Annotated in this window: 16 protein-coding genes and 1 pseudogene; 10 read left to right on the forward strand and 7 right to left on the reverse strand. The window is 73.4% G+C overall.

Features of this window, described 5'->3' with window-relative positions; translation table 11 throughout:
* The first annotated feature begins 60 nt into the window (after positions 1–60).
* Entirely contained in the window at positions 61–1,086 is a 1,026-nt protein-coding gene (gene sepH / locus J7F03_RS24970) for a septation protein SepH (RefSeq protein WP_214953140.1), read from the forward strand.
* 54 nt (positions 1,087–1,140) lie between these two features.
* On the opposite strand, the gene J7F03_RS24975 is transcribed toward sepH, so the two are convergent.
* The gene (locus tag J7F03_RS24975; protein WP_214953142.1) at positions 1,141–2,001 is read right to left on the reverse strand and encodes a sulfurtransferase; all 861 of its coding nucleotides are present in this window, start codon (positions 1,999–2,001) and stop codon (positions 1,141–1,143) included.
* 184 nt (positions 2,002–2,185) lie between these two features.
* Between J7F03_RS24975 and J7F03_RS24980 the strand changes: the two genes are divergently transcribed.
* Entirely contained in the window at positions 2,186–2,971 is a 786-nt protein-coding gene (locus tag J7F03_RS24980) for a VOC family protein (protein ID WP_214953144.1), read from the forward strand.
* Positions 2,972–3,008: 37 nt separating this feature from the next.
* Here the strand turns inward: J7F03_RS24980 and J7F03_RS42075 are convergent, their stop codons facing one another.
* Positions 3,009–4,823, reverse strand: a complete 1,815-nt coding sequence (locus J7F03_RS42075) for an MFS transporter (RefSeq protein ID WP_308379953.1) — start codon at positions 4,821–4,823, stop codon at positions 3,009–3,011.
* A 108-nt stretch (positions 4,824–4,931) separates the two neighbouring features.
* Positions 4,932–5,543 (reverse strand): serine/threonine-protein kinase, encoded by a 612-nt coding sequence (locus tag J7F03_RS42400; protein WP_308379954.1) that lies wholly within the window; start codon positions 5,541–5,543, stop codon positions 4,932–4,934.
* 174 nt (positions 5,544–5,717) lie between these two features.
* On the opposite strand from J7F03_RS42400, the gene J7F03_RS24990 reads away from it, so the two are divergent.
* From J7F03_RS24990 to J7F03_RS25000, 3 genes are all read left to right on the forward strand, one after another.
* Positions 5,718–6,218 (forward strand): hypothetical protein, encoded by a 501-nt coding sequence (locus J7F03_RS24990; protein ID WP_214953145.1) that lies wholly within the window; start codon positions 5,718–5,720, stop codon positions 6,216–6,218.
* A gap of 171 nt (positions 6,219–6,389) precedes the next feature.
* A complete protein-coding gene (locus J7F03_RS24995) occupies positions 6,390–6,836 on the forward strand; it encodes a hypothetical protein (protein WP_214953146.1) in 447 nt (148 codons plus the stop codon).
* Between the two features lie 209 nt (positions 6,837–7,045).
* The gene (locus J7F03_RS25000; RefSeq protein ID WP_214953147.1) at positions 7,046–9,004 is read left to right on the forward strand and encodes an NAD-binding lipoprotein; all 1,959 of its coding nucleotides are present in this window, start codon (positions 7,046–7,048) and stop codon (positions 9,002–9,004) included.
* A 20-nt stretch (positions 9,005–9,024) separates the two neighbouring features.
* Here J7F03_RS25000 and J7F03_RS25005 read toward each other — a convergent pair whose 3' ends face one another.
* Both J7F03_RS25005 and J7F03_RS25010 read right to left on the reverse strand, forming a co-directional pair.
* Entirely contained in the window at positions 9,025–10,986 is a 1,962-nt protein-coding gene (locus J7F03_RS25005) for an NAD(P)/FAD-dependent oxidoreductase (RefSeq protein ID WP_214953286.1), read from the reverse strand.
* 203 nt (positions 10,987–11,189) lie between these two features.
* Positions 11,190–11,483 (reverse strand): annotated as a pseudogene (locus J7F03_RS25010) (thymidine kinase); the annotation flags it as partial.
* A gap of 85 nt (positions 11,484–11,568) precedes the next feature.
* On the opposite strand from J7F03_RS25010, the gene J7F03_RS25015 reads away from it, so the two are divergent.
* The 4 genes from J7F03_RS25015 to J7F03_RS25030 all read left to right on the forward strand — a co-directional run bounded on the left by J7F03_RS25015 (position 11,569) and on the right by J7F03_RS25030 (position 16,541).
* Complete coding sequence (locus J7F03_RS25015; RefSeq protein ID WP_214953149.1) at positions 11,569–11,826, forward strand: hypothetical protein; 258 nt, start codon at positions 11,569–11,571, stop codon at positions 11,824–11,826.
* Between the two features lie 126 nt (positions 11,827–11,952).
* Positions 11,953–13,563 (forward strand): phospholipase A2, encoded by a 1,611-nt coding sequence (locus J7F03_RS25020; protein WP_308379955.1) that lies wholly within the window; start codon positions 11,953–11,955, stop codon positions 13,561–13,563.
* A 198-nt stretch (positions 13,564–13,761) separates the two neighbouring features.
* Complete coding sequence (locus tag J7F03_RS25025; protein ID WP_308379956.1) at positions 13,762–16,149, forward strand: proprotein convertase P-domain-containing protein; 2,388 nt, start codon at positions 13,762–13,764, stop codon at positions 16,147–16,149.
* 236 nt (positions 16,150–16,385) lie between these two features.
* Positions 16,386–16,541, forward strand: a complete 156-nt coding sequence (locus tag J7F03_RS25030; RefSeq protein ID WP_214953151.1) for a hypothetical protein — start codon at positions 16,386–16,388, stop codon at positions 16,539–16,541.
* Between the two features lie 13 nt (positions 16,542–16,554).
* On the opposite strand, the gene J7F03_RS25035 is transcribed toward J7F03_RS25030, so the two are convergent.
* Positions 16,555–19,527, reverse strand: coding sequence for a BTAD domain-containing putative transcriptional regulator (locus tag J7F03_RS25035; RefSeq protein WP_214953153.1), 2,973 nt, complete (start codon positions 19,525–19,527; stop codon positions 16,555–16,557).
* Between the two features lie 149 nt (positions 19,528–19,676).
* On the opposite strand from J7F03_RS25035, the gene J7F03_RS25040 reads away from it, so the two are divergent.
* On the forward strand, positions 19,677–20,438 hold the full coding sequence (locus J7F03_RS25040) for an AfsR/SARP family transcriptional regulator (RefSeq protein WP_251072440.1): 762 nt from the start codon (positions 19,677–19,679) through the stop codon (positions 20,436–20,438).
* A gap of 19 nt (positions 20,439–20,457) precedes the next feature.
* Here the strand turns inward: J7F03_RS25040 and J7F03_RS25045 are convergent, their stop codons facing one another.
* A complete protein-coding gene (locus tag J7F03_RS25045) occupies positions 20,458–21,036 on the reverse strand; it encodes a hypothetical protein (RefSeq protein ID WP_214953155.1) in 579 nt (192 codons plus the stop codon).
* Between the last annotated feature and the right edge of the window lie 252 nt (positions 21,037–21,288).

Below are 21,288 nucleotides of genomic sequence, written 5' to 3' on the forward strand. Positions count from 1 at the left end.
ACTCGACTAGCGGAAGCAGCGACGCACGTGACGTCGGCAGGCACCACCCGGGAGGTCCCCATGCCCGAACTGCGTGTCGTGGCCGTCTCAAATGACGGCACACGACTGGTGCTCAAGGCTGCGGACAGCACGGAGTACACGCTTCCGATCGACGAGCGTCTACGGGCTGCCGTGCGCAATGACCGTGCGCGCTTGAACCAGATCGAGATCGAGGTGGAGAGCCACCTCCGCCCCCGCGACATCCAGGCCCGCATACGAGCCGGTGCCTCCGCTGAGGAGGTCGCCCAGCTCGCCGGCATCCCCGTCGACCGCGTACGCCGCTTCGAGGGCCCCGTGCTCGCCGAGCGCGCGTTCATGGCGGAGCGGGCCCGCAAGACCCCCGTGCGCCGCCCCGGCGAGAACACCGGCCCCCAGCTCGGCGAGGCCGTGCAGGAACGGCTCACGCTGCGCGGGGCCGAGAAGGAATCCGTGCAGTGGGACTCCTGGCGCCGCGACGACGGCACCTGGGAGGTCCTCCTCGTCTACCGGGTCGCGGGCGAACCCCACTCGGCGAGCTGGACGTACGACCCGCCGCGCCGGCTGGTCGTGGCCGTGGACGACGAGGCCCGCTCCCTGATCGGCGAGTCGGACGACCTGCCGGCGACACCGGAGCCGAGTTTCCCCTTCGTGCCGAGGATCGCGCGGCTGCCGCGCGACCGGCCGCTGGACCGCGCGCTCGACCGGCAGTTGGAGCGGACGGCCCACCACACGGCCCCCGCGCCGCCCCCGCCGCCGGAGCCCGAGGAAGAGCGGGACACCCTGACGAGCCTGCTGGAGGCGGTACCGAGCTTCCGCGGCGACCTGGTGGTCCCGGAGCCGGTCGAGGAGCCGGAGGCGGAGGAGCCGCCGGCCGCGTCAGCCTCGGCCGGTGCGGGTACCGCGTACGCGGACGTCCTGATGCCCCGTACGGTGGCGGGCCACCGCGACCGTCTGACGGGCACGACGGACCGCCAGGCGGAAGCCGACGGCGTCCGCCCCGGCCGCCGCGCGGCGGTACCGAGCTGGGACGAGATCGTCTTCGGCACCCGCCGCAAGAAGCAGGAGTAGCGCCCGGGCCGACCGCGCGACGCGTCACACCGCCGCGCGGTCGGCCCCCGGCCGCTATCCCGGGAGCTCGCCGACGGCCACCTCGCGCGCCGGGTCCGAGGACCATTGCGACCAGCTGCCCGCGTACAGGGCCGCCGGGATGCCCGCCGATGCGAGGGCCAGGACCTCGTGAGCCGCCGAGACGCCGGAGCCGCAGTACACGCCCACCGGAGCCGGGCCGTCCGCGCGCACGCCCAGTGCCGCGAAGCGCTCCCTCAGGGCGTCCGGCGCCCGCAGCAGTCCGTCCGGACCCACGTTCTCGGTGGTCGGCGCCGACACCGCCCCGGGGATGTGGCCTCCGACCCGGTCGATCGGTTCCACCTCGCCCCGGTAGCGCTCCCCCGCCCGCGCGTCCAGCAGGACCCCCGTCCGGGCCAGTGCCGCCGCCCCGTCCGCGTCCAACAGCCCGATGGAACCCGGATTTGGCTTGAAATCACCCTCCGGCGCAGGGGTGACGTCCGTCGTCAGGGGACCGTCCTCGGCGGCCCACGCGGCCAGGCCCCCGTCCAGGACCCGCACGTCCGTGTGACCCGTCCAGCGCAACAGCCACCACGCGCGCGCCGCCGCCCAGCCCTGGCCGCCGTCGTACACGACCACCGGCGCGCCCGCCGAGACCCCGGCCCGGCGCATCACCGCCCCGAACGCCTCCGGATCCGGGAGCGGGTGGCGCCCCCCTGACCCCGCCGGGCCAGCCAGTTCGGCGTCGAGGTCGACGTAGACGGCGCCGGGCAGGTGCCCCGCCTCGTACGCGGGCCGCTGGTTCGGGCCGCCGAGCTGCCAGCGGATGTCCAGGAGGACCGGCGGCCGGGGTTCGGCCAGCTCGGTCTTCAGATCGGCTGCCGAGAGGAGCGGGAAGGGGGTGGCGTTCGCTGTCATGCGGGCCATTTTGCTCCCCGTCGCGCACCCCGCGTAACAAGCCGGACATCGACGGGCCGCACTGATTCGGTCATCTCTCCCGGCGGGCCCCGAAACCCGGCCGGTCGGGGCGCGCCGGGCCCCTCGGAGTGGAAGCATCACTCCGGGAAGCCCGACGGACGTGATCGCGGAGGAGACGGCTGAGATGACCGAGGCACCGGAAGCAACACGGCGCACGCCCGGCACGCCGTGCTGGGCGAGCCTGATGGTGCACAGCCTCGGGACCACCGAGGAGTTCTACGCCGACCTGTTCGGCTGGGAGTACGAGCCCGGCCCCGAGCAGCTGGGCCCGTACGTCCGGGCCCTGCTCGACGGGCGGGAGGTGGGCGGCATCGGCGAGCTGCCGCCGGACCGGCACCTGCCGGTCGCCTGGACGACGTACCTCGCCACGGACGACGCCGACGCGACCGCCGAATCGATCCGCTCATGCGGGGGCACGGTCGCGGTCGGGCCGCTGGACGCCGGACCCGCGGGGCGGGTGGCGATCTGCTCGGACCCGCTGGGCGCGATCTTCGGAATCTGGCAGGGGGCGGCCCACCTCGGCACCTGGCCGGCCGGGGTTCCCGGTGTCCCGGTGTGGAACGAGCTGGTCACGCAGGACACCTCGACGGTCGGCAAGTTCTACGAGCACGTCTTCGGCCACGAGGCTCGCGCGCACGCCGCCGCCTCCGACGACTTCGACTACCTCACGCTGTTCCTGCAGGGCCGGCCGGTGGCCGCCGTGCACGGGGTCGGCCGAGCCCTGCCCCACGACCGCGGGCCGCACTGGATGACGTACTTCGAGGTCGAGGACACCGACGCGGCCGTCGCCCGGGTCGACCGGCTCGGCGGCCGGATCGTCGCCCCGCCGCGCGAGGGCCTCAGCGGCCGGGTGGCCACGGTGGCGGACCCGGAGGGCGCGGTCTTCACCCTCGTACGCAGCAGGCGCTGACCGCCGGGCCCCGGCCCGGCGGTCGTGCGCGGCATGCCTACCGGGGCAGCTCGGCGGCCTGCCGCACCTCGCCGAGGGGCGCCCGGGCGTTGACCATCAGGCCCGCGGCCAGGCCCGCGAGCAGCACGGCCCCGAACGCCCACCAGAGGGCGGTGGTGTAGCCGCTCAGAATGCGTACGACCACCTCTTGGTGCGACGTCACGTCGTCCAGTCGGGCGGAGATGGCGACGCCCAGCAGCATGCCGCCGATCCCTTCGCCCAACTGCTGGGCCGCGAGGATGGCGGCCGAGGCGCCGCCCGCGTGCCGCGGGGCGACGCCCGCGGTCACGGTGGCGTAGATCGGCATCAGGGCCATGCCGAGGCCGAGACCGGTGATGAGCGTCCCGGGCAGCACCCGGGGAACGTACGCGGCGTTGGACTCGAGGCCGGTGAGGATCACCAGGCCACCGGCGGCGAGCGCCAGTCCCGCCGCGATCAGGACACCGGGCGCGGCGCGGTGTGCCAGCCGGGCGGAGACCTGGGTGGAGCCGACGGCGATCGCCGCGGCCATCGGGAGCAGGAGAACTCCGGCCATGGCCGGGACGTAGCCGATGACGTTCAGCAGGTAGTGGCTCAGGGACGAGAACAGGACGACGGTTCCCACACCTGCCAGGAGCGTGGCGAGGAGGCCGCCGAGCCGGTTGCGGTCCTTGACGACGTACGGCGCGAGCAGTGGGCCGGCCGTCCTGGTCTGCCACCACAGGAAGGCCGCGAGCAGAATGGCGCCGGCGACGAGCGCGATCGGCACCAAGGGGACGCTCCAGCCGCTCCACCCACCCTCGGCGAGGCCGTAGGCGAGGGAGCCGAGCGCTCCGGAGCCGAGCAGCAGGCCGAGGACGTCCGGGCGGGCACCCGCGGGGCCCGGGCGGTCGCGCGGCAGCGTGATCACGCCGATCAGGGCGATCGCGGCGACGAGGACGGGCGCGTACGCGGCCAGCCGCCAGCTCAGGCCCCCGAGGGGTCCGGCCGCGAGCAGCCCGAGCGCCCAGCCGCCGCCGGTGAGCGCGGCGTAGACCCCGAAGGCCCGGCCGCGTTCCCTGGGGCCGGTGAATCCGGTGGCCACCAGGGAGAGCGCGGCCGGTGTCAGCAGCGCGCCGAAGGCGCCCTGCAGTCCGCGGGCCCAGACCAGCGTGCCTCCGTCGTTCGAGCCGCCGAGCGCGCAGGCCACCGCGAATCCGACCAGCCCGATGATCAATGTCAGTCTGCGTCCCAGGAGGTCGGCGAGGTGCCCGCCGGGCAGCAGCAGTACGGCGAAGGCGACGACGTAGGCGGTGAGGATCAGGCCCATCCCCTGGGCACTGATGTCGAAGTGCTCTTGGACGGACGAAATCGACGTGTTGAAGACCGTGGCTTCGAGCACCACCAACAGCTGCACCAGGGCGGCGACCACCAGGCCCCGCCAGCGTTTGGCGTGCCCGGACGCGGAGTCCTGGAGGGGAGCCGCGGACGGGGCCGCGTACGGGTTCGCGGGCCAGGCGCCGGGGGGTGGGCCCGGGGGCGGTCCGAATCCCCGAGCGGGGTCGAAGTGCGCGGGGGCCGCCGGGGCGTACTGGGGCGGTGGCGGCAGCGGGGTCCGCTGCGCGGGCAGGACACGGGGGTCGTCCGGACGCGCGGCCTGGGGTTCGGCAGGTGTCGCGGGGGCGTAGTCCAGCAACTGTGCGGCATGGCGGCCGAGTTGTGCCAGTACGGCGCCCGGCAGCCACTCCGCGGCCTGGTCCGTCGCCGTGCGATCGGCCACCTGCTGGGGGGTGGGCCGCCGGGCCGGGTCCTTGTGCAGGCACGCGCGTACGAGGTCGACGAGCGCCTCCGGCACGCCGGTCAGGTCCGCCTCCTCCTCGGCGACACGGAAGAGGTGGGCGTTGAGGCCGGTGTCCGCGGCGCCGAACAGGAGGCGCCCGGTGGCGGCGTAGACGAGGACGGCTCACAGGCAGAAGACATCGCTGGCGGGCGTGAGTTCGAGGCCGCGGACCTGTTCCGGCGACATGAAGCCCGGAGAGCCGATCAGCATCCCGGTGTTGGTGAGCAGGCTGTCCCCGGCGAGGCTGTCCATCGCCCGGGCGATGCCGAAGTCGATGACGCGGGGGCCGTCGACGGTGACGAGGACGTTCGACGGCTTGAGGTCACGGTGGATCAGACCCGCCTCGTGCACGGCCCGCAGGGCGAGGGCGAGGCGGTTGGCGAGGGTGTGGACCGCGTGTTCGGGCAGCGGCCCGAAGTCCTTGGCGACGACGGCGTGCAGGTCGGGCCCGGGGATGTACTGGGTCGCCACCCAGGGCACGGCGGCCTCGGGGTCGGCGTCGAGCACGGCCGCCGTCCAACTCCCGCCCACCCGCCGCGCGGCGGCCACTTCACGGGCGAAGCGCTTGCGGAACTCCGGGTTCCCGGCATACTCGGCCTGGACGACCTTCACGGCCACGGTGCGCCCGCCCTCGGAGCGCCCGAGATAGACCAGGCCCATTCCGCCCGCGCCCAGCCGGGCGATGAGGCGGTACGGGCCGATACGGGTCGGGTCTTCGGTGATCAGCTGGTCCACGAGAGCAAGATAGTCCAGCTATCCAACAGCGGGGGGCTCATCACCCGAATTGGCGGCCCGTCAGTCGAAAGGCGGGTCAGCGGCCGTACGCGGATGATCACTCGGATGCCGTACCGGGCGGGCGGACCGGACCCGTCGGCTCTTGACTGAACGGAGTCGAAGCAGGGAGGCCTGATGGCAGGCGTACGCGTGCGCGGCCTGGCGGCTGTGGTGCTGGCGGCCCTCGCAGCGGGGGTCGCGGGATGTTCGGACGCGGACGGTCCATCCGGCGCGGCCTCGAGGGCGGCGTCCGCCGTGGAGTCGGCGGGGGCGCGGGTCTCCGCTGCCGCCTCCGAGGCGGCGGAGACGGTCGAGTCGGCCGCGGCCGTCGCGAAGGACAAGCTGTCCGAGGTCAAGGACGGCATCGACGTGAAGGACGACGTCGAACTCGGTGCGCCCGCAACGGACGGCGACGGCCGCACCACCGTCCTCGTCTCGGTCAAGAACTCGGACGCTTCGAAGAAGTCCTTTGCCGTACAGGTGAACTTCAAGGACGAGGGCGGCAAGTTGCTCGACACCGTGGTGGTGACGATCTCCGACGTGGCCGCGAACGCGACCGGCGAGGGCACCGCCCGCAGCACCCACAAGCTGTCGGGCACGGTCAAGGCGGAAACGGGCTCGGCCCTTCGCTACTGAGCCGGGCGGCGCGGACCCTCGCACCGATGGCGGCCCTGGCCTCCGCGCCGCGCGCGTGCCGCCGTACGGATTCACCCGGATGGCGGCGCTCCGATGTCCCTCCGCGCCCCCGCCACGGAGGCTGGGCCCGACGCCGGATCCTCTGCGTCCCGCTCGACGAAGGAGCTCCTCGTGGCACAGACAACGCCCCCCGGCAGGGCACCCCGCGGTCAGGACGCCACCGCCGGCCAGAGCGCGTGGGCGGCGGGCGGCGTCGCGTTCGCCGGCGTCCTGATGCTCGTGGAAGGCATCTTCGGCACCATCAAGGGAATCGTCGGGATCGCGGAGGACGACGTCTACTCGCGCGTGGGCGACTACACCTTCAAGTTCGACGTCACGGCGTGGGGCTGGATCCACCTCGTCGTGGGCATCGTGCTCGCCGTCGTCGGCGCGGGCATCCTCAAGGGCGCGGCCTGGGCCAGGGTCACGGGCGTGGCGATCGTCTCGCTCGACATCATCCTCAACTTCATGTGGCTGCCCTACACGCCGATCTGGGCTCTCATCTCGATCGCCATCGGCGTCTTCGTCATCTGGGCCCTGTGCACGGACACCACCACCACCCGCTCCCCCGCCGCCTGACCGGAGCCCGCTCACCGCGCCGCGCCGCACATACCGACTGCCGGGGCGGGGCGACGCGGTTTCGGAAGCCCAACGCCCATCGTGCGTTCATACCTCTGAGTGAGGTCTGTGGGGTTCACGGCGGGTGGGAGCAGGGATCTGCCTAGGGTGACTCCCGGGGTGGCGTGCAGCCGCTCCGATCGGGCGTCGACTCATGTACGGGAGCTTGTGTGGCGCAGCAGCACACGACGTCACTCCGGCTCCGTCTCCGGTACCGCTTCGACCATCTGGTCTCGGGGGGAACGACGGCGCTCATCGGCTGGCTCGCCCTGGCCTGCCTCGCCGTCGTCGTTCCGGCGAGCATGGTCCTCGTCTGGTCGGACCGGGCCGCTCCGGCCACGCTCTCCGGCCGGCTCACCGCCGTGTGGGTCAGCGTCGGCCAGACCCTGAAGATCGGGGGCGCCGTCGGCTCCCCGCTCTACGTGCTGGCCTCCGTATCGCTCGCGCTCGTGGCGCTGCTCTTCGTGTCGACCCTGGTCAGTCTGATCACCACGGGCATCAACCGGCGCATCATGTCGCTGCGCCTCGGCCACTCCACCGTGCTGGAGACGCGGCACACCGTCGTACTGGGATGGTCGGACCAGGTCTTTCCCGTGATCGGGGAGCTGGTGGCCGCCCACGCGAACCAGCGCCGCTCCGCCATCGCCGTGCTCGCCCCGCAGGACAAGGTGTGGATGGAGGACGAGATCTCCACCCGTGTCCGAGACCATGGCAGGACGCGGATCATCTGCCGCAACGGGAGCACCACCGACCCCACCGAGCTGTGCCGGGTGAGTCCGCGCACCGCGAAGGCGGTGCTGGTGCTGCCTCCCACCGGGGACACGGGTGACGCCCACGTGGTGAAGACACTGCTCGCCCTCGACGCGGCCGTCCCCGGGTCCGGAGAGGGGGAAGCGGTGGTGGTCGCCGCCGTCCGTGACTCCCGCAACCACATGACCGCCAGGCTGGCCGCCGGGCCCACGGGGCACGTGCTGTGCGTCGACGACATCGTCGCCCGGCTCCTCGTTCAGACGGCCCGGCAGCCCGGCCTCTCGCTCGTCTACTCGGAGTTGCTGGACTTCGAGGGCGACGAGTTCTACCCGGTCGCCGCCGAGGGCCTCACGGGGCGGCCGTTCGGCGAGGCGCTGCTGTCGTTCGCCACGTCCTCGGCCGTCGGCCTGCTGCACAGCGACGGGAGCGTCACCCTCAATCCGGATCCGGGGGCGGTGATCGGCCCGGCCGACCGGATCATCGTCATCTCCCAGGACGACGACACGGCCGTGCGGGCGGACGTGGCCTCCCATGTCGAGGAGGCCGCGATCGTGACGGCCGGGCCCCGGATCGCCCAGGCCGAACGCCTCCTCCTGCTCGGCTGGAACCGCCGCGCCCCGCTCGTCATCGAGCAGCTCGACCAGTACGTGAGCCCGGGGACCACCCTGGACGTCGTGGCGCTCGGCGAGTACGCAGCCACGCGCGGCGCCCCAGTCGTCACGGCCACGCGGTCCCGCCTCGACGTGTCCTTCCACGACGGCGACATCACCGACCCGCTCACCCTGGCCAAGCTGGACGTGCCCTCGTACGACAGCGTGATCGTGATCGGTGAGACGGAGCCCGCCGCCTCGGCCTGCGGCTCGGCCTCGGACGCGCACGCCGTCGCCCTCGCTCCGGTGACGGATCCGCAAGCGCGGGCGGACGACAGGACGCTGGTCGCCCTGCTGCACCTGCGGGCCCTCGGGGACGCCGCGCAGCGGGAACTCGCGCTCACCACCGAGATGTCCGACGACGGCAACCGGCTCCTCGCGCCCGCCCGGGGCGGCGCCGACTTCATCGTGAGCGGCAGGCTGATCAGCCTTCTGATGACCCAGATCTCGGAGAGCCCGTATCTCGCCGAGGTCTTCGAGGAGTTGTTCAAGGCGGAGGGCCACGAGTTCCACCTCAAGCCGGCCGCGGACTACGTCCGGGCCGGTCATGAGGTCTCGTTCGCCACCGCCGTCGAGTCGGCGCGGCGGCGCCGGGAATGCGCGGTCGGCTACCGGCTGCGCGCGCGGAGCGCCACGGGCCCCGACTACGGGGTGCGGATCAACCCCGACAAGCGGCAGCGGGTCCGCTTCTCGGAGCAGGACTGGCTGATCGTGCTCGCCGAGAGCTGACGGCGCCGCCGGGGCGGCCGCTACGCCGTGTGCACCTCCAGGGCGGTCCGCACCGCGGATTCCAGGGCTCCCTCGATCCACGCGGGCTTGATCGAGGTGTGGCATCCGGCGAAGTGCAGGTTGCCCTCGGCCTTTCGGACGTGGGGGAAGAGCTCGGTGTGCTGGCCGGGCAGCAGTACGGACGCCTCACCGTAGGCGTACGGGTCGCGCATCCAGGACTGGGTGCGGCCGACACCGGTGTAGAACACCTCGATGCGCTGCCCGAACACCTCCTGCACCCCGGCGAGGGCGCGCGGGTAGCGCTCCTCGTCGTCCAGGGAGTCCCACTTCAGGGCGTCGTCCGACCAGCTGTAGGAGGCGAGGATGACGCCGCCGGCGCTGCCTTCGACGGGGTAGGAGGGCTGGAACATGAAGCGGTTGGGGTTGTCGGTGGCCGAGCCGCCGCCGATGACGCCGGCCGCCTCGGGCTGGTCGCGGGTGACCACGCGGCTGGCGGCGTAGTGGGAGCGCTGGCCCGCGGAGATGTGGCCCTCGGGCACGGAGGAGTGGGCGCCCAGCAGGGTTCCGTTCGCCGGGGTCTGCCCGGTCTGGTACTTCCGGTACAGGCCGGGCTGCACGGCCTCGAGCTCGCGCTTCCAGTCGGCCTCGTCGAACTCCCACCAGCGGCGGCTGAATTCGAGCAGCACCTTGGTGGCGGCGTCGTAGTGCAGCTCGGTGACCGCGCGCCGCTTGCCGTACGAGAGCGCCGGGGTGATGGGGATGTGGCGCAGCCCGGAGAAGGGGACGGTGATGATGGCGGTGTCGGCGGTGAACGTCTCGCGCCGCACGGGGCTGCCGCCGCGGCCCTCGGAGACGGTTTCGACGGTGACCTTGCCCTCGCCGTGGGTGATGCGGGTCGCGCGGCGGTCGAGCCGCACGAGGTCCTTGACGCGCGCGTACAGCGCGTCGGCCAGGGTGGCGGTGCCGTCGGGCAGTTCGTAGAAGGCGGTGTCGGGGCTGATCAGGGAGGCGCCGATGAAGCTGTGCACGAAGGCGAGGTGCAGGCGGGAGGTGAGGTTCTCGACGGTTCCGATCAGGTCGATGGTCCGCTCGTCGAGCTTGGCCTCCTCCGTCAGGAAGCGGTACATCGACATGTGGCCGTAGCGCTGGATGACGCGCGCCCAGCCCTCGACGAGTTCCTTGTCCTTCTTGCCCTCGATCTCCTTGCGTACGGGGGCGAAGGCGTCGCGGACGATCTGCGAGGCGGGGACGGACTCGTACGCCTGCGGCACTCCGAAGGAACGATTGAGCGCCTGCGGGGCGCGCGCGTAGTCGGCGCGGCGGACGCGGATGCCGTTGACGTAGATCCACGTCCGGTAGGCGGGGCGGCCGGCTCCGTCCACGTCGACCAGGTGGAAGCGCCGGCGCTTGAGGCCGAGGCTGTCCATCAGTCCGGTGACCAGCGGGTGGCTGTCGGGGATGCGCATCGCGCCGGCCTCGGCGTACTGCTTCGGGTCGGCGAAGGCCGGGGCGGCGTTCTCGTGGCCGCCGGTGCGGAAGGTCTTGATCCGGCCGCCCACCCGGTTGGCGTTGGCCTCGATGACGGTGACCTGGTGGCCGGCCCCGCGCAGGAGGTGGGCGGCGGTGAGGCCGGCCGGCCCGGCGCCGACGATCAGCACCTTCTTGCCGGGGCGGCGCGAGCGGGGCAGCCCGTCCTTCAGGAGGATGTCGGCGTAGCGCGGGACGAGCGGCTGGTCCTCGTCGTCCCGTACGAGGATGGCCCGGGCGATCGTCAGGCAGGCGCCCCAGTCGGCGACCGCGGCGCCGGGGACGGCCTGCGAGGGCTCGGCGGAGGTGACGGCGACCGTCAGCCCGCCTGATGCCGCGACGGCGGCCGCGCCGGCGATGACGGTACGGCGGGAGGGCCTGCGAGAGGGCGCCGGTGCGGGCTCGCCGGGGGTTCCGGGAGCTTCGGGGGTTTCGGAGTTGGCGTCGGGATCCATGATCATGACCCAACTCTTGCCGCCCGTCCGGGCCCGGACGGCCAGAATGCGCCCGCGCGGGCAAGTACCACCCGGACGTGCGTCGCGTGCCGTCCCGTGCTGACGAACTGGGTTTCGTACGGGCGGCCTCGGGTCCGGCCGGGCGGCCCGCCACAAAAGGGGAGGGCACACACCGTCACGGGCGAGGAGGGGCCATGGGACGGTCAGGCGTGGTTGGCGGGGAGGACGTCCGGGGAGAGGGCGCCCGCGTGGGCCGCGGCCGAGGTCATCCGCTTGCGGTGGTGGCGGCGGCAGAGGACCTCGTAGCCGATCTCCCCCGCCGGGCGGTTCACATCGCCGACGACGACCTGGAGCTGCTCCAGGCGGTCCGCCAGTTCGATCAGGCGCTGCGAGCCGGGGAACAGCTTGGTGCGGAAGTCCGTCGTGATGCCGAAGGCGAACACGTCCATGTCGAGGTCGTCGAGGATGCGGGCCAGCCAGCTGCTGCGGCGTGGGCTGCCCGCCAGGCAGTCCGGCCGCACGCCAACGGTGTCAGTGGCCGTCGTCCAGGGGCATCTGGCGATGGTGGAGGTGGAGGTCGACATGTCGGGTCGGCTGGGCATGGATGTCCGCGAGCGTCATGAAGTCCTCGAAGAGGGGATCCCGCCGGACGGGGTAGTGCTGGTCCGTGCGGCGGGGGTGCTGGGCGTCGCGCTGGTGCTCGCGGCGGGGACGGTATGGGTGGACCGGCGGCTCAGCGCCCGCCGGCGGCAGCGGGGCGGGGGGCGCGCCGGGGCGTCACCGTACGGGCAACCGGGTGCCATCGGAGAGGTATCGGGGCGGGCGATGGCGGAGGCATAACGGATCGAAGGGGCGGGTTCCTAAGTTTCTCGTTGCCGGCCGAGAACGACCGGTTCGAAGAGGCGAGACAGGGGCCGGCCGCGAGGGTCTGGACCGCATGCCGCCGGTGACCCGAAGGAACCGAACGTGCGCAGAATCGCGCTTCCCGCAGTGGCGGCGATGTCACTGGCCCTGCTGCTCCCGCAGTCGGCCGTCGCCGAGGACATCCCCTCCCCGGCGCTGGAGACCGGGGAGACCCAGCTGATCGGCCCGGGCATGTACCAGTCGGCCGACGACAGCTTCCAGATATCCGAGAACGACGTGTCGTACGGCCTGATGAGCCGTACCCACACGGTGGACGGGAACGGGCCGGGCGTCGCCCAGCCCCAGGACGCCCCGGCCGCCCGCGCCGACCTCGGGGTGTTCGGTCCGAGCTGGGAGGCCGAGTTCGTCGGCGGCCAGCTGAACCGCAAGCTGGTCCCCGGCTCAGGTTCGATCACCACCACCGACCTGGACACCGCCGAGTCCGTCCGCTACGACCTGACCGACTCGGTGGCCGGCGCCAACGGCGGCAGCATCAACACCTACAAGGCGTCCGACGGTTCCACGCTGGTGGAGAACGTGCAGTGGGACGACCTCGCGGGCGTGCTGAAGACCACGGTCACCGAGACGCTCAACATCGACCTCACCCAGGTCGCCTCCGGTGACGACGTGCCGCTGGACTCCTCCGGCAACCCGGTTCCGGCCACCTCCCTCAAGCCGTCCTACACCTGGAAGCAGGTCGGCGGCAGCGGCGACAACTGGCGGGTGACGGCGGTCGGCAGCGCCGCCTTCAAGCAGACGACGGTCACCTACGACAGCACCGGCCGCGTCTCCACCGTCAAGGACCCGGCGCGTGCCGACGTCCCCGCGCAGACGGTCAAGGTCAACTACTCGACGGCCACCACCGCCTCCGGCCAGACCCTCGGCGATGTCGCCGGCCAGGTCAAGGACATCACCGTCACCGTCGGCCAGACCGTGCAGACCCTGGCCCGCTACTCGTACGACGGCTCCGGCCTGCTCCGCCAGGTCGTCGACCCGGCGGCCGGCAGCCAGCTCAACACCTACAGCTACGACGCCTCGGACCGGGTGATCGCCGCCTCCGCCGAGGACGGCGCGTCCTGGCAGCTGACCTACTCCGGTGACGCGGCCGCCCCGCAGTCGGTGGAGACCACCGGGATCCGCCCGGAGGCCGGCAGCACCGTCCAGGGCGCCCCCAGCCTGGCCCAGGCGGACGGAATCGCCCCGGCCGCCGAGGACTTCGCCGGCGGCGAGATCACCTCCGCCCAGGCCTACCCGAGCTACTGCTCCCGGCCCGAGTCGTGGATGTGGTACCAGTACAGCGGCTGTGCGACCAAGGTCGCCCACTACGGCTGGCGCAACCCGAGCTGGCGCAAGACCCCGACCGGCGCCTGGATCATGGGCGTCGAGAAGGACCACTGCACCAGCGCTGCCGACAAGCCCGGCGGCTGGGACTTCCGTGCCGCCTGCGACTCGCACGACTACGGCTACGGCACCATCGGCAACAGCTACAAGGGCTACCGCTACTACCTGGACCGCAACAAGGGCATCGCCACCGACGTCGCGTTCTACAACATCCTGTACTCCAACACCTGCCCGGCGTACTTCTTTAAGAGCGCCTGCCGGTCCACCGCGTACACGTACTACACCGCGGTCTTCTACGGCGGCCACCCGAAGAACGGCGCCGACGCCACCTGACGGGCAGCGCGATCGCAGGGGGACCGGGCAGCTGAACAACCGACGCTGCTGCCCCGTCCCCCGCCCCAGGGCCTGAGCACACGGCCTCGCCCCCTTGAACTTCCGGCCCTGAACTCGCGGGCCTCATAAGCGAGTTGCCCCCTCTCCTTTTTGCCGCCGCGGCACCGCCCGCTCGGTGCCTACTCCCTGGAGCCTGTCGTGAAGAGATCTGTTGTGGCCGTCGCGATGGCCTCGGGCCTGCTGCTCGGTGCACTGCCGGCGGGCCTGGTGCCCCTGGTCGGGGTGGCCCCAGCGGCGGCCGCCGACGAGGTCCCGGTGGACCCGGCGCTGGAGACCGGGACCGAGGGCGGCGGCACGGTCCGGGTGAACGTGGTGACCCAGACCCGCTCCGACGTGGCCACGGCCGCCGCGGCGGGCGAGACAGAGGTGGCGTACGACCGGCTGCCGATGGTCACCCTCACGGTGGGCCAGGCGGGGCTCACCGCACTCCGCTCCAACCCGGACGTGGTGAGTGTGACGGAAGACGTCCCGGTCCCCCCGATGCTGGACAGCTCGACGGTCCGGATCGGCGCGGACAAGGCGTTCGCCGCCGGTGCCACCGGGGCGGGCACCGCGGTCGCAGTGATCGACACCGGTGTCGCGAAGAACCACCCCTTCCTGAGCGGCCGGGTGACGGCCGAGGCCTGCTTCTCGGTGAACGACGAGAGTTACGGCGCGACCAGCCTCTGCCCGAACGGCGAGGCCTCCCAGGAGGGCACCGGCAGCGCCGACGCCGACACCGGCAGCTGCGCGGAACTGGGCGCGGCCTGCTCGCACGGCACCCACGTGGCGGGCATAGCCGCCGGCAACGGGACCGGCCTGAGCGGCGCCCCCAAGCGCGGGGTGGCCCCGGGCTCGGACATCGTGGCGATGCAGGTGTTCTCCCGCTTCGACTCCGACGACTATTGCGGCGCGGGCAACAGCCCCTGCGTGCTGAGCTTCACCAGCTCGCAGATCAAGGCGCTGGAGAAGGTGTACGCGCTGAAGCAGTCCGGCAAGGACATCGTCGCGGCCAACATGTCGCTGGGCGCGGGCCGTTGGACGTCGGCCTGCGACACCGACCCCCGCAAGTCCGTGATCGACAGCCTGTACTCGGTGGGCGTGGCGACGGTGGTCGCGGCCGGTAACAACGGGTACGGCGACGCGGTCAACGCCCCCGGCTGCGTCCCGTCGGCGGTGACGGTCGGTGCGACGACCAACGACGAACAGGTGGCTTCGTTCAGCAACCGTGGCCCGCTGGTGGACGTGATGGCACCCGGCGCGGCCGTGGTGTCCTCGGTTCCGGGCAGCGGCTACGCGGCGAAGAGCGGCACCTCGATGGCGGCCCCGCACGTGGCGGGGGCCCTGGCGGTGCTGCGCCAGAAGTACCCGGCGCAGAGCATCGCGAACCTGGTGGCGATGCTGGGCACCACCGGTACGCCGATCACGTACACCGGGGCCGTCACCCCCCGGATCGACCTCGGCAAGGCCGTCGTCGGCACGGCCGCCCCGGAGCCGGAGCCGGCCGCACGGCCGCGCCCCTCCCAGGTCTTCGACGACACCGACCGGCCCATCCCCGACCCGGGCACCGTGGAGGCCCCGCTGACCGTCACCGGGGTGCCCGGCAACGCGCCCAAGGCGCTCCGGGTCGAGCTGGAGGGCACCCACCCCTGGCGCGGCGACCTCAAGATCGACCTGGTGGCCCCCGACGGGAAGCTGTACCGCCTGAAGTCCACCTCCGCCACCGAGGGGGCCGGCGCGCTCGGCGGCTTCACCGTCGACGCCTCCGCCTCCCCCGCCTCAGGCACCTGGAAGCTGCAGGTCCAGGACACCTCGGCCGGCTCCAAGGGCACGCTCCTCGGCTGGTCGCTGAACTTCCCCACGCCCTTCGCCATGACCGGCAACCTCAGCGTCCCGGACGGCGGCTCGGTCACCTCCGGCCTCACGGTGGGCGGCATCGGCGGCCAGGCCCCGGCGGCCCTCCAGGTCGCCGTGGACGTCACCCACGAGTGGCGCGGCGACGTCCGGATCGACCTGCTCTCCCCGGACGGCCGGACCTACCCGCTGCGTTCGACCTCCACCGCCGCCACCGAGAACGGCGGGGTGCTCCGCGAGACCTACCGGGTGGACGCCTCCGCCTCGCCCGCGGACGGCACGTGGACGCTGAAGGTCTCCGACCCGTACACCGGCTCCGTCGGCACCCTCAACGCCTGGTCGATGACGTTCCCCGCGTACGAGGTGCAGACCCCGCACTCGGTCCCCGACCCGGGCACCATCGAGGTCCCGGTCACCGTCACCGGCATCGCGGGCAACGCGCCGAAGAACCTCCAGGTGTACCTGCACGCCACCCACACCTGGCGCGGTGACCTGGACGTCCACCTGGTCGCCCCGGACGGAAAGGTGTACCTGGTCAAGGAGTCCGTGGAGGACGAGGGCAACGGCGTGATCCAGCAGGTCTACACGGTGGACGCCTCCGCCTCCCCGGCGAGCGGGGTGTGGAAGCTCCGGGTCGAGGACATCTCGGCCGGCTCCTCCGGGACGCTCGACCACTGGACCCTGAAGTTCTGACCGGTCCTGTCTGGACCACTCCGAACCACTCCCGAACGCGCGGCCCCCGGCTTCCCCCGCTGGGGGCCGCGCCCTTTCCGCAGGTGGGAGGGGCAGGGAAAAGGAAGGGATAACGGGCCGATAAGGATTCGAAGTCCCCCTCCCCTAACGTCTGCTGATAGCAGAGCGAGTCGCCCGGGGAACGGACCGGCAAGGGGCCGGAGTCCGGTGGGCGAGGGGTGAGAGGGAGTGGGGACATGGGGAACGGGCGTCTGGTCAAGGCGGTTGTGGCGGTCGCGGCGGTCATCGCGGGTGTCGTGCTGGCGGCCGGTACTGCGGTGGAGGGCGGGACGACGGTGACGGCTGCGGCCGGTGGGACGACGGTGGTCGTGCAGACCGAGCCCTGGGACTGAGCGGCGGCCCGGGTCACGCTTCCTGCGGGAGCTCCGCGCCCGGTGCCTGCGCCTCCTCGAGTTCGACCCGGAGCAGGCGCAGGCGGCCCAGCAGGACGGTGCTGCCGGTCTCCTCGGCCAGGGCGAGGGCGGCGGTGAGGTCCGCGTCGGCTCGGTCGGCGCGGCCGGCCCGCAGGCGGGTCTCGGCCAGACCCAGCAGGACGTAGGCCATGCCCAGCCGGTCGTGCTTGGCGCGGACGATTCCGGCCGCCCCGGTCAGTGCCTCCTCCGCCTCCGGCAGCCGCCCGGCCGCCAGCAGGGCCCGCCCCAGTCGGTGGAAGGCCTGGGCCGCGCCCCGGGTCGCGCCCAGCCCCCGGGCCAGCGCGACCGCCTCCCGGCCGAGGCGTACGGCCTCCTCCGGGTCCCCCGCGTCCAGGGTGATCTGGGCGAGGTTGTTGAGCGCGTGGGCCTGCGCAGAGAGGTCCCCTGCGGCCCGCAGCGCGGGCAGCGCCCCGTGCAGGAGTGCGCGTGCCGCGCCCGCGTCGCCCCGCTGGCGGACCACGACGGCCAGCTTGCAGGCGTTCAGCGCGACCCCGTAGACCTCGCCGCCGGCCCGCAGTACGCCGTCCGCCTCCTCCAGGAGCCGGACCGAAGCCTCCGACTCGCCCCGGTAGAGCAGGGCGGCGCCCAGCTCACCGAGCATCACGCCCTCGCCCTGCCGGTCCCCGGCGGCCCGGGAGGCCGCCAGGCCCTCCTCGCAGAGGCGGCGCCAGTCGTCGGTGTTGCTGCGGATCTCGCAGAAGCCGACGGTGGAGGCGGCCAGGTCCCAGGCGAGCGCGGCGAGTCCCAGCCGGGCGGACTGGGTGACGGCCGCCACCAGGCAGTGGCGTTCGGAGTCGAACCAGTCCAGCGGGCGGGCCACCAGGTCGTCCAGGAGGTCCCGGTCGACGTGCGGGCGGGGGGCCGGGCCGTGCACCACGGAGTGGTCGCCGCCGTACTCGCGGCGGTGGGCGGCCTCGGCGACGGTCAGCCAGCTGTGCAGCGCCCGGTCCCTGGCCGCCTCGGCGGCCGGGCGGTCGGGGTCCTCTTGGGCGCGTTCGCGCGCGTAGAGGCGGAGCAGACTCTGGAAGCGGTAGCGGTACTGGCCGGTGGCGTCCGGGCCGGAGACCTCCAGGAGGTGAGCGTCGGTGAGTTCGTCCAGGTACTGCTCGGCGGTCTCCACCGGGCAGTCCAGGAGGGCGGCGACGGCCCAGGCCGGCACGTCGGGGACGTCCAGCAGGGAGAGCCGCCGGTACACGGAGGCGAGGCGTGGCGCCAGGCAGCCGTGGCTCAGCTCGAAGCTGGCCCGGACCCGGCTCCCGCCGAGGCTGAGTTCGTCCAGGCGTCGGTGCTCGTCGGCGAGCCGGTCGGCGAGCCGGTCGGCGAGGCGGCGCACGGTCCAGTGGGGGCGGGTGGCCAGCCGGGCGGCGGCGATGCAGAGGGCGAGCGGCAGCCCGTCGCAGAGTTCGGCCAGCCGGGCCGTCTGCGCGGGGGAGGCGGCGGTACGGCCGCCGGTGACGATCCGGTCGAGCAGGGCGGTGGAGTCGGACCGGTCCAGCACCCCGAGCGGCACCCGGACGGCGCCGTGCCGCAGCACCAGCTCCTCCATGCTCTCCCGGCTGGTGACGACCACACAGCAGCCGCCGTTGGCCGGCAGCAGCGGGGCGACCTGCGCGAACGAGGAGGCGTCGTCCAGGACGACGAGGACCCGGCGGCCGCGCAGCAGCCTGCGGTAGAGCGAGACCCGGGACGCCTCGTCGTCGGGCAGCCGGTCGCCGGGCGCGCCGAGCGAGCGCAGCAGGCGGCCCAGGACCTCGCCGGGGGCGGCCGGGGCGGAGCCCAGGTCCACATGGAGGCAGCCGTCCGGGAAGGAGGCGGCCGCGCGGTGCGACCAGTGCACGGCCAGCGCGGTCTTGCCGATCCCGGCCACCCCGGTGACCAGGGCGACCCGGGGCGGCTCGCCGTCGGGGCGGCCGCCCAGCAGGGCGTCGAGGACCTCGGTCTCGCCGGTGCGGCCGGTGAAGGAGGGGATGTTCGGGGGGAGGTCGGACGGGGCGAGGGGCGGGGCGGCGGGCGGGACGGGGCGGCGATCGGCGGGGGCCTCGCCCGGGGAGTCCGCGGGCGAGGTCTCCGGCCCCTGGGCCGTAACGGGCGCGACGGGCACGGCAGGTGCGACAGCCGCGACGGGCTCGGGGACGGTCGGCGGGGCCGCGATGGCCGGGTCCTCGCAGAGGACCGCGTTGTGCAGCTCCCGCAGTGCGGTGCCGGGTTCGAGCCCCAGCTCGTCGATGCTCAGCTGGTGCCCGGTGCGGAAGGTCTCCAGGGCGTCGGCGCGGCGGCTGGAGCGGTACTGGGCGAGCATCAGCGAGTGCCGGGTGCGCTCCCGCAGCGGGTGCTCCCTGACCAGGGCGGCCAGTTCGGCGGTGAGCTCCTGGTGGCGGCCCAGGGCGAGCCGCAGTTCGGCGTGGCCGTCCAGCGCGGTCAGCCGCTGCTCCTCCAGCCAGCAGGCCTCCTGCTCCAGCGAGTAGCCGGTCAGGCCGTTCAGGGCAGGGCCCCGCCACAGGGCGAGGGCCCGCCGATAGGCGTCGGCGGCCTCCGCCGGGCAGCCGGAGCCCGCCAGCGCGGAGGCCTGCCCGGTCAGCGAGAGGAAGTCCACGAGGTCGAGTCCGTGGCCCTTGGTGTCGAGCCGGTACCCGGGGTGGGAGGTGACGATGGCCTCGCCGTCGACGCCCGCCTCCCGGAACAGCTTGCGCATCTGGGCGACGCAGATGGAGATCTGGGTCCGGGCGGTGGGCGGCGGCGAACCGTCCCAGACGGTCTCGGCGAGCTCGTCCATCGAGACCGTGCGGCCGTGCCGCAGCAGGAGCAGGGCCAGCACCGCACGCTGACGGGCCCCGCCGAGCCGGATCTCCCGGTCCTCGCATGTCAGCCGGAGTGTCCCGAGCAGACCGAACCGTATCGACGCCAACCCGGGCCCTCTCCCTGAAAGTTGTCATGATCATAATAGCTGGGACACAGATTCGACAGAGGGAACGGGCCCCGTCCGAATCGGGGGTCCGGACCGCCGATAAGCGGCCGATACCGGGAGAATGGGCCGCCCGCCTACGGTCGCTCCCCATGACGCCCTTTCTGGAGACAGCACTGCTCGGACCGGTCCGCATCCGGGCCGCCTCCGGGGACGCGGAGAACGCTTTGGGCGGCGCGAAGCCCCGCACGGTCCTCGCCGCACTGCTGCTCGCCGAGGGACGGGTCGTCCCCGACGGCCGCCTGATCCGCGCCCTGTGGGGCGAGGGCCCCCCGGCCCGCTCCGTCGCCCAGCTGCACACCTACGCCTCCCGGCTGCGCGCCCCGCTCGACGGGGCCGCCCGGCTCGAACGGGTGGGACGCGGCTACCGCCTGTCGGCCGCCCCGGGACAACTGGCCTGCGACCACCGCCTGTTCGCGGAGCGCACCGCGCTCGGCCGCGCGCTGCTGCGGCAGGGGGACGCGCGACGGGCCGCCGCCGTCCTGCGTTCGGCGCTCGGCCTCTGGCAGGGCGAGGCCCTGGCCGACACCACCGAGCAACTGGCCCAGGAGGAGCGCCCCTGGCTGGAGGAGGCCCGGCTGGCGGCCCTGGAGGACCGGGCCGAGGCGGAGCTCGCCACCGGGCTACCGCACGGCCTGGTCGCCGAGCTGACCAGACTGGTGGCCCGGTACCCGCTGCGGGAGCGGCTGCGCTGCCTGCTGATGACCGCCCAGTGCCGTGCGGGCCAGCCCGCGGCGGCCCTGCTCCAGTTCCACTCCGGCCGGGAACTGCTCGCCGACCAGCTGGGCGTCGGCCCCGGCCCGCTGCTCACCCGCACCTTCCAGCAGGCCCTGGCAGGTGAACTCGCCGCCTGAACCAGGCTGTTGACGACCCTCAGGCAGGGAGCAGGGCGAGCGCGGCCGGGACGTCCGGCACGCGGGCGGGGTCTTCCAGTCCCGCCAGGACGGCGTCCACGGCCTCGTACGTCCACTCCTGGCAGCTCTCCCCGCCCGCCCGCCACAGCCAGAGGAGGGCGGCCCCGGCGTAGCAGAGCGCGTACCGGGCGGCGAGGCGCCCGGCGGCGGGGCCCTCGGGGAGGTCCCCTCGCTCGGCCAGCTCCCAGTGCAGCCGGTCGGCGGCCTCGGTGAGCCGGTCTGCGCGGGAGGCCATCGCGCTCCCCACCGACTCCCGGCTCAGCGCGGGCAGGGACTGCACCAGGGCGCAGCCTCGCCCGTCGTCCGCCCCGGCGGACGGGCCCGGGGCGGCCGTCCCCCCAGGGAGTCCAGCCGCCGCGCGGAACAGGGCCCCGCCGTCGGCCCGTTCGCCCGCGAAACCGCGCACCAGCTGCGGGATCCGCTCCAGGAGGGCGGCGGGCGGCCCTTGGAGCACGGCGGAGGTCACCACGGCCTGGCCGGGCAGCAGCCGTACGGTGCCCGCGGCGTACTCGAGTACGGCCTCCCGTGCTGTCCCCATGCTCGCTCCTCCCACCGGGCCCCGGGGTGCGGGGCCGAAGGACCAACGTCGCAAAGGAGGCTGCACGGGTTCTGTATTTTCTCCGCACTCCCTGCCTTCTCCGGCCGCTCTCCGGCCGCTCTCCGCCCGTTTCAGCGGCGGCGGTGGCGGAGGCAAGGGACGCCCCCGACCGCTCCCTCTTCGTCTCCAACGCCACGGCATCTACGAGCTGCACGCCTGGAACACGTCTACGCGGCTTGAGCCGGGGAAGTT

The sequence above is a fragment of the Streptomyces sp. ISL-43 genome (assembly GCF_018614195.1).
Taxonomy (GTDB): domain Bacteria; phylum Actinomycetota; class Actinomycetes; order Streptomycetales; family Streptomycetaceae; genus Streptomyces.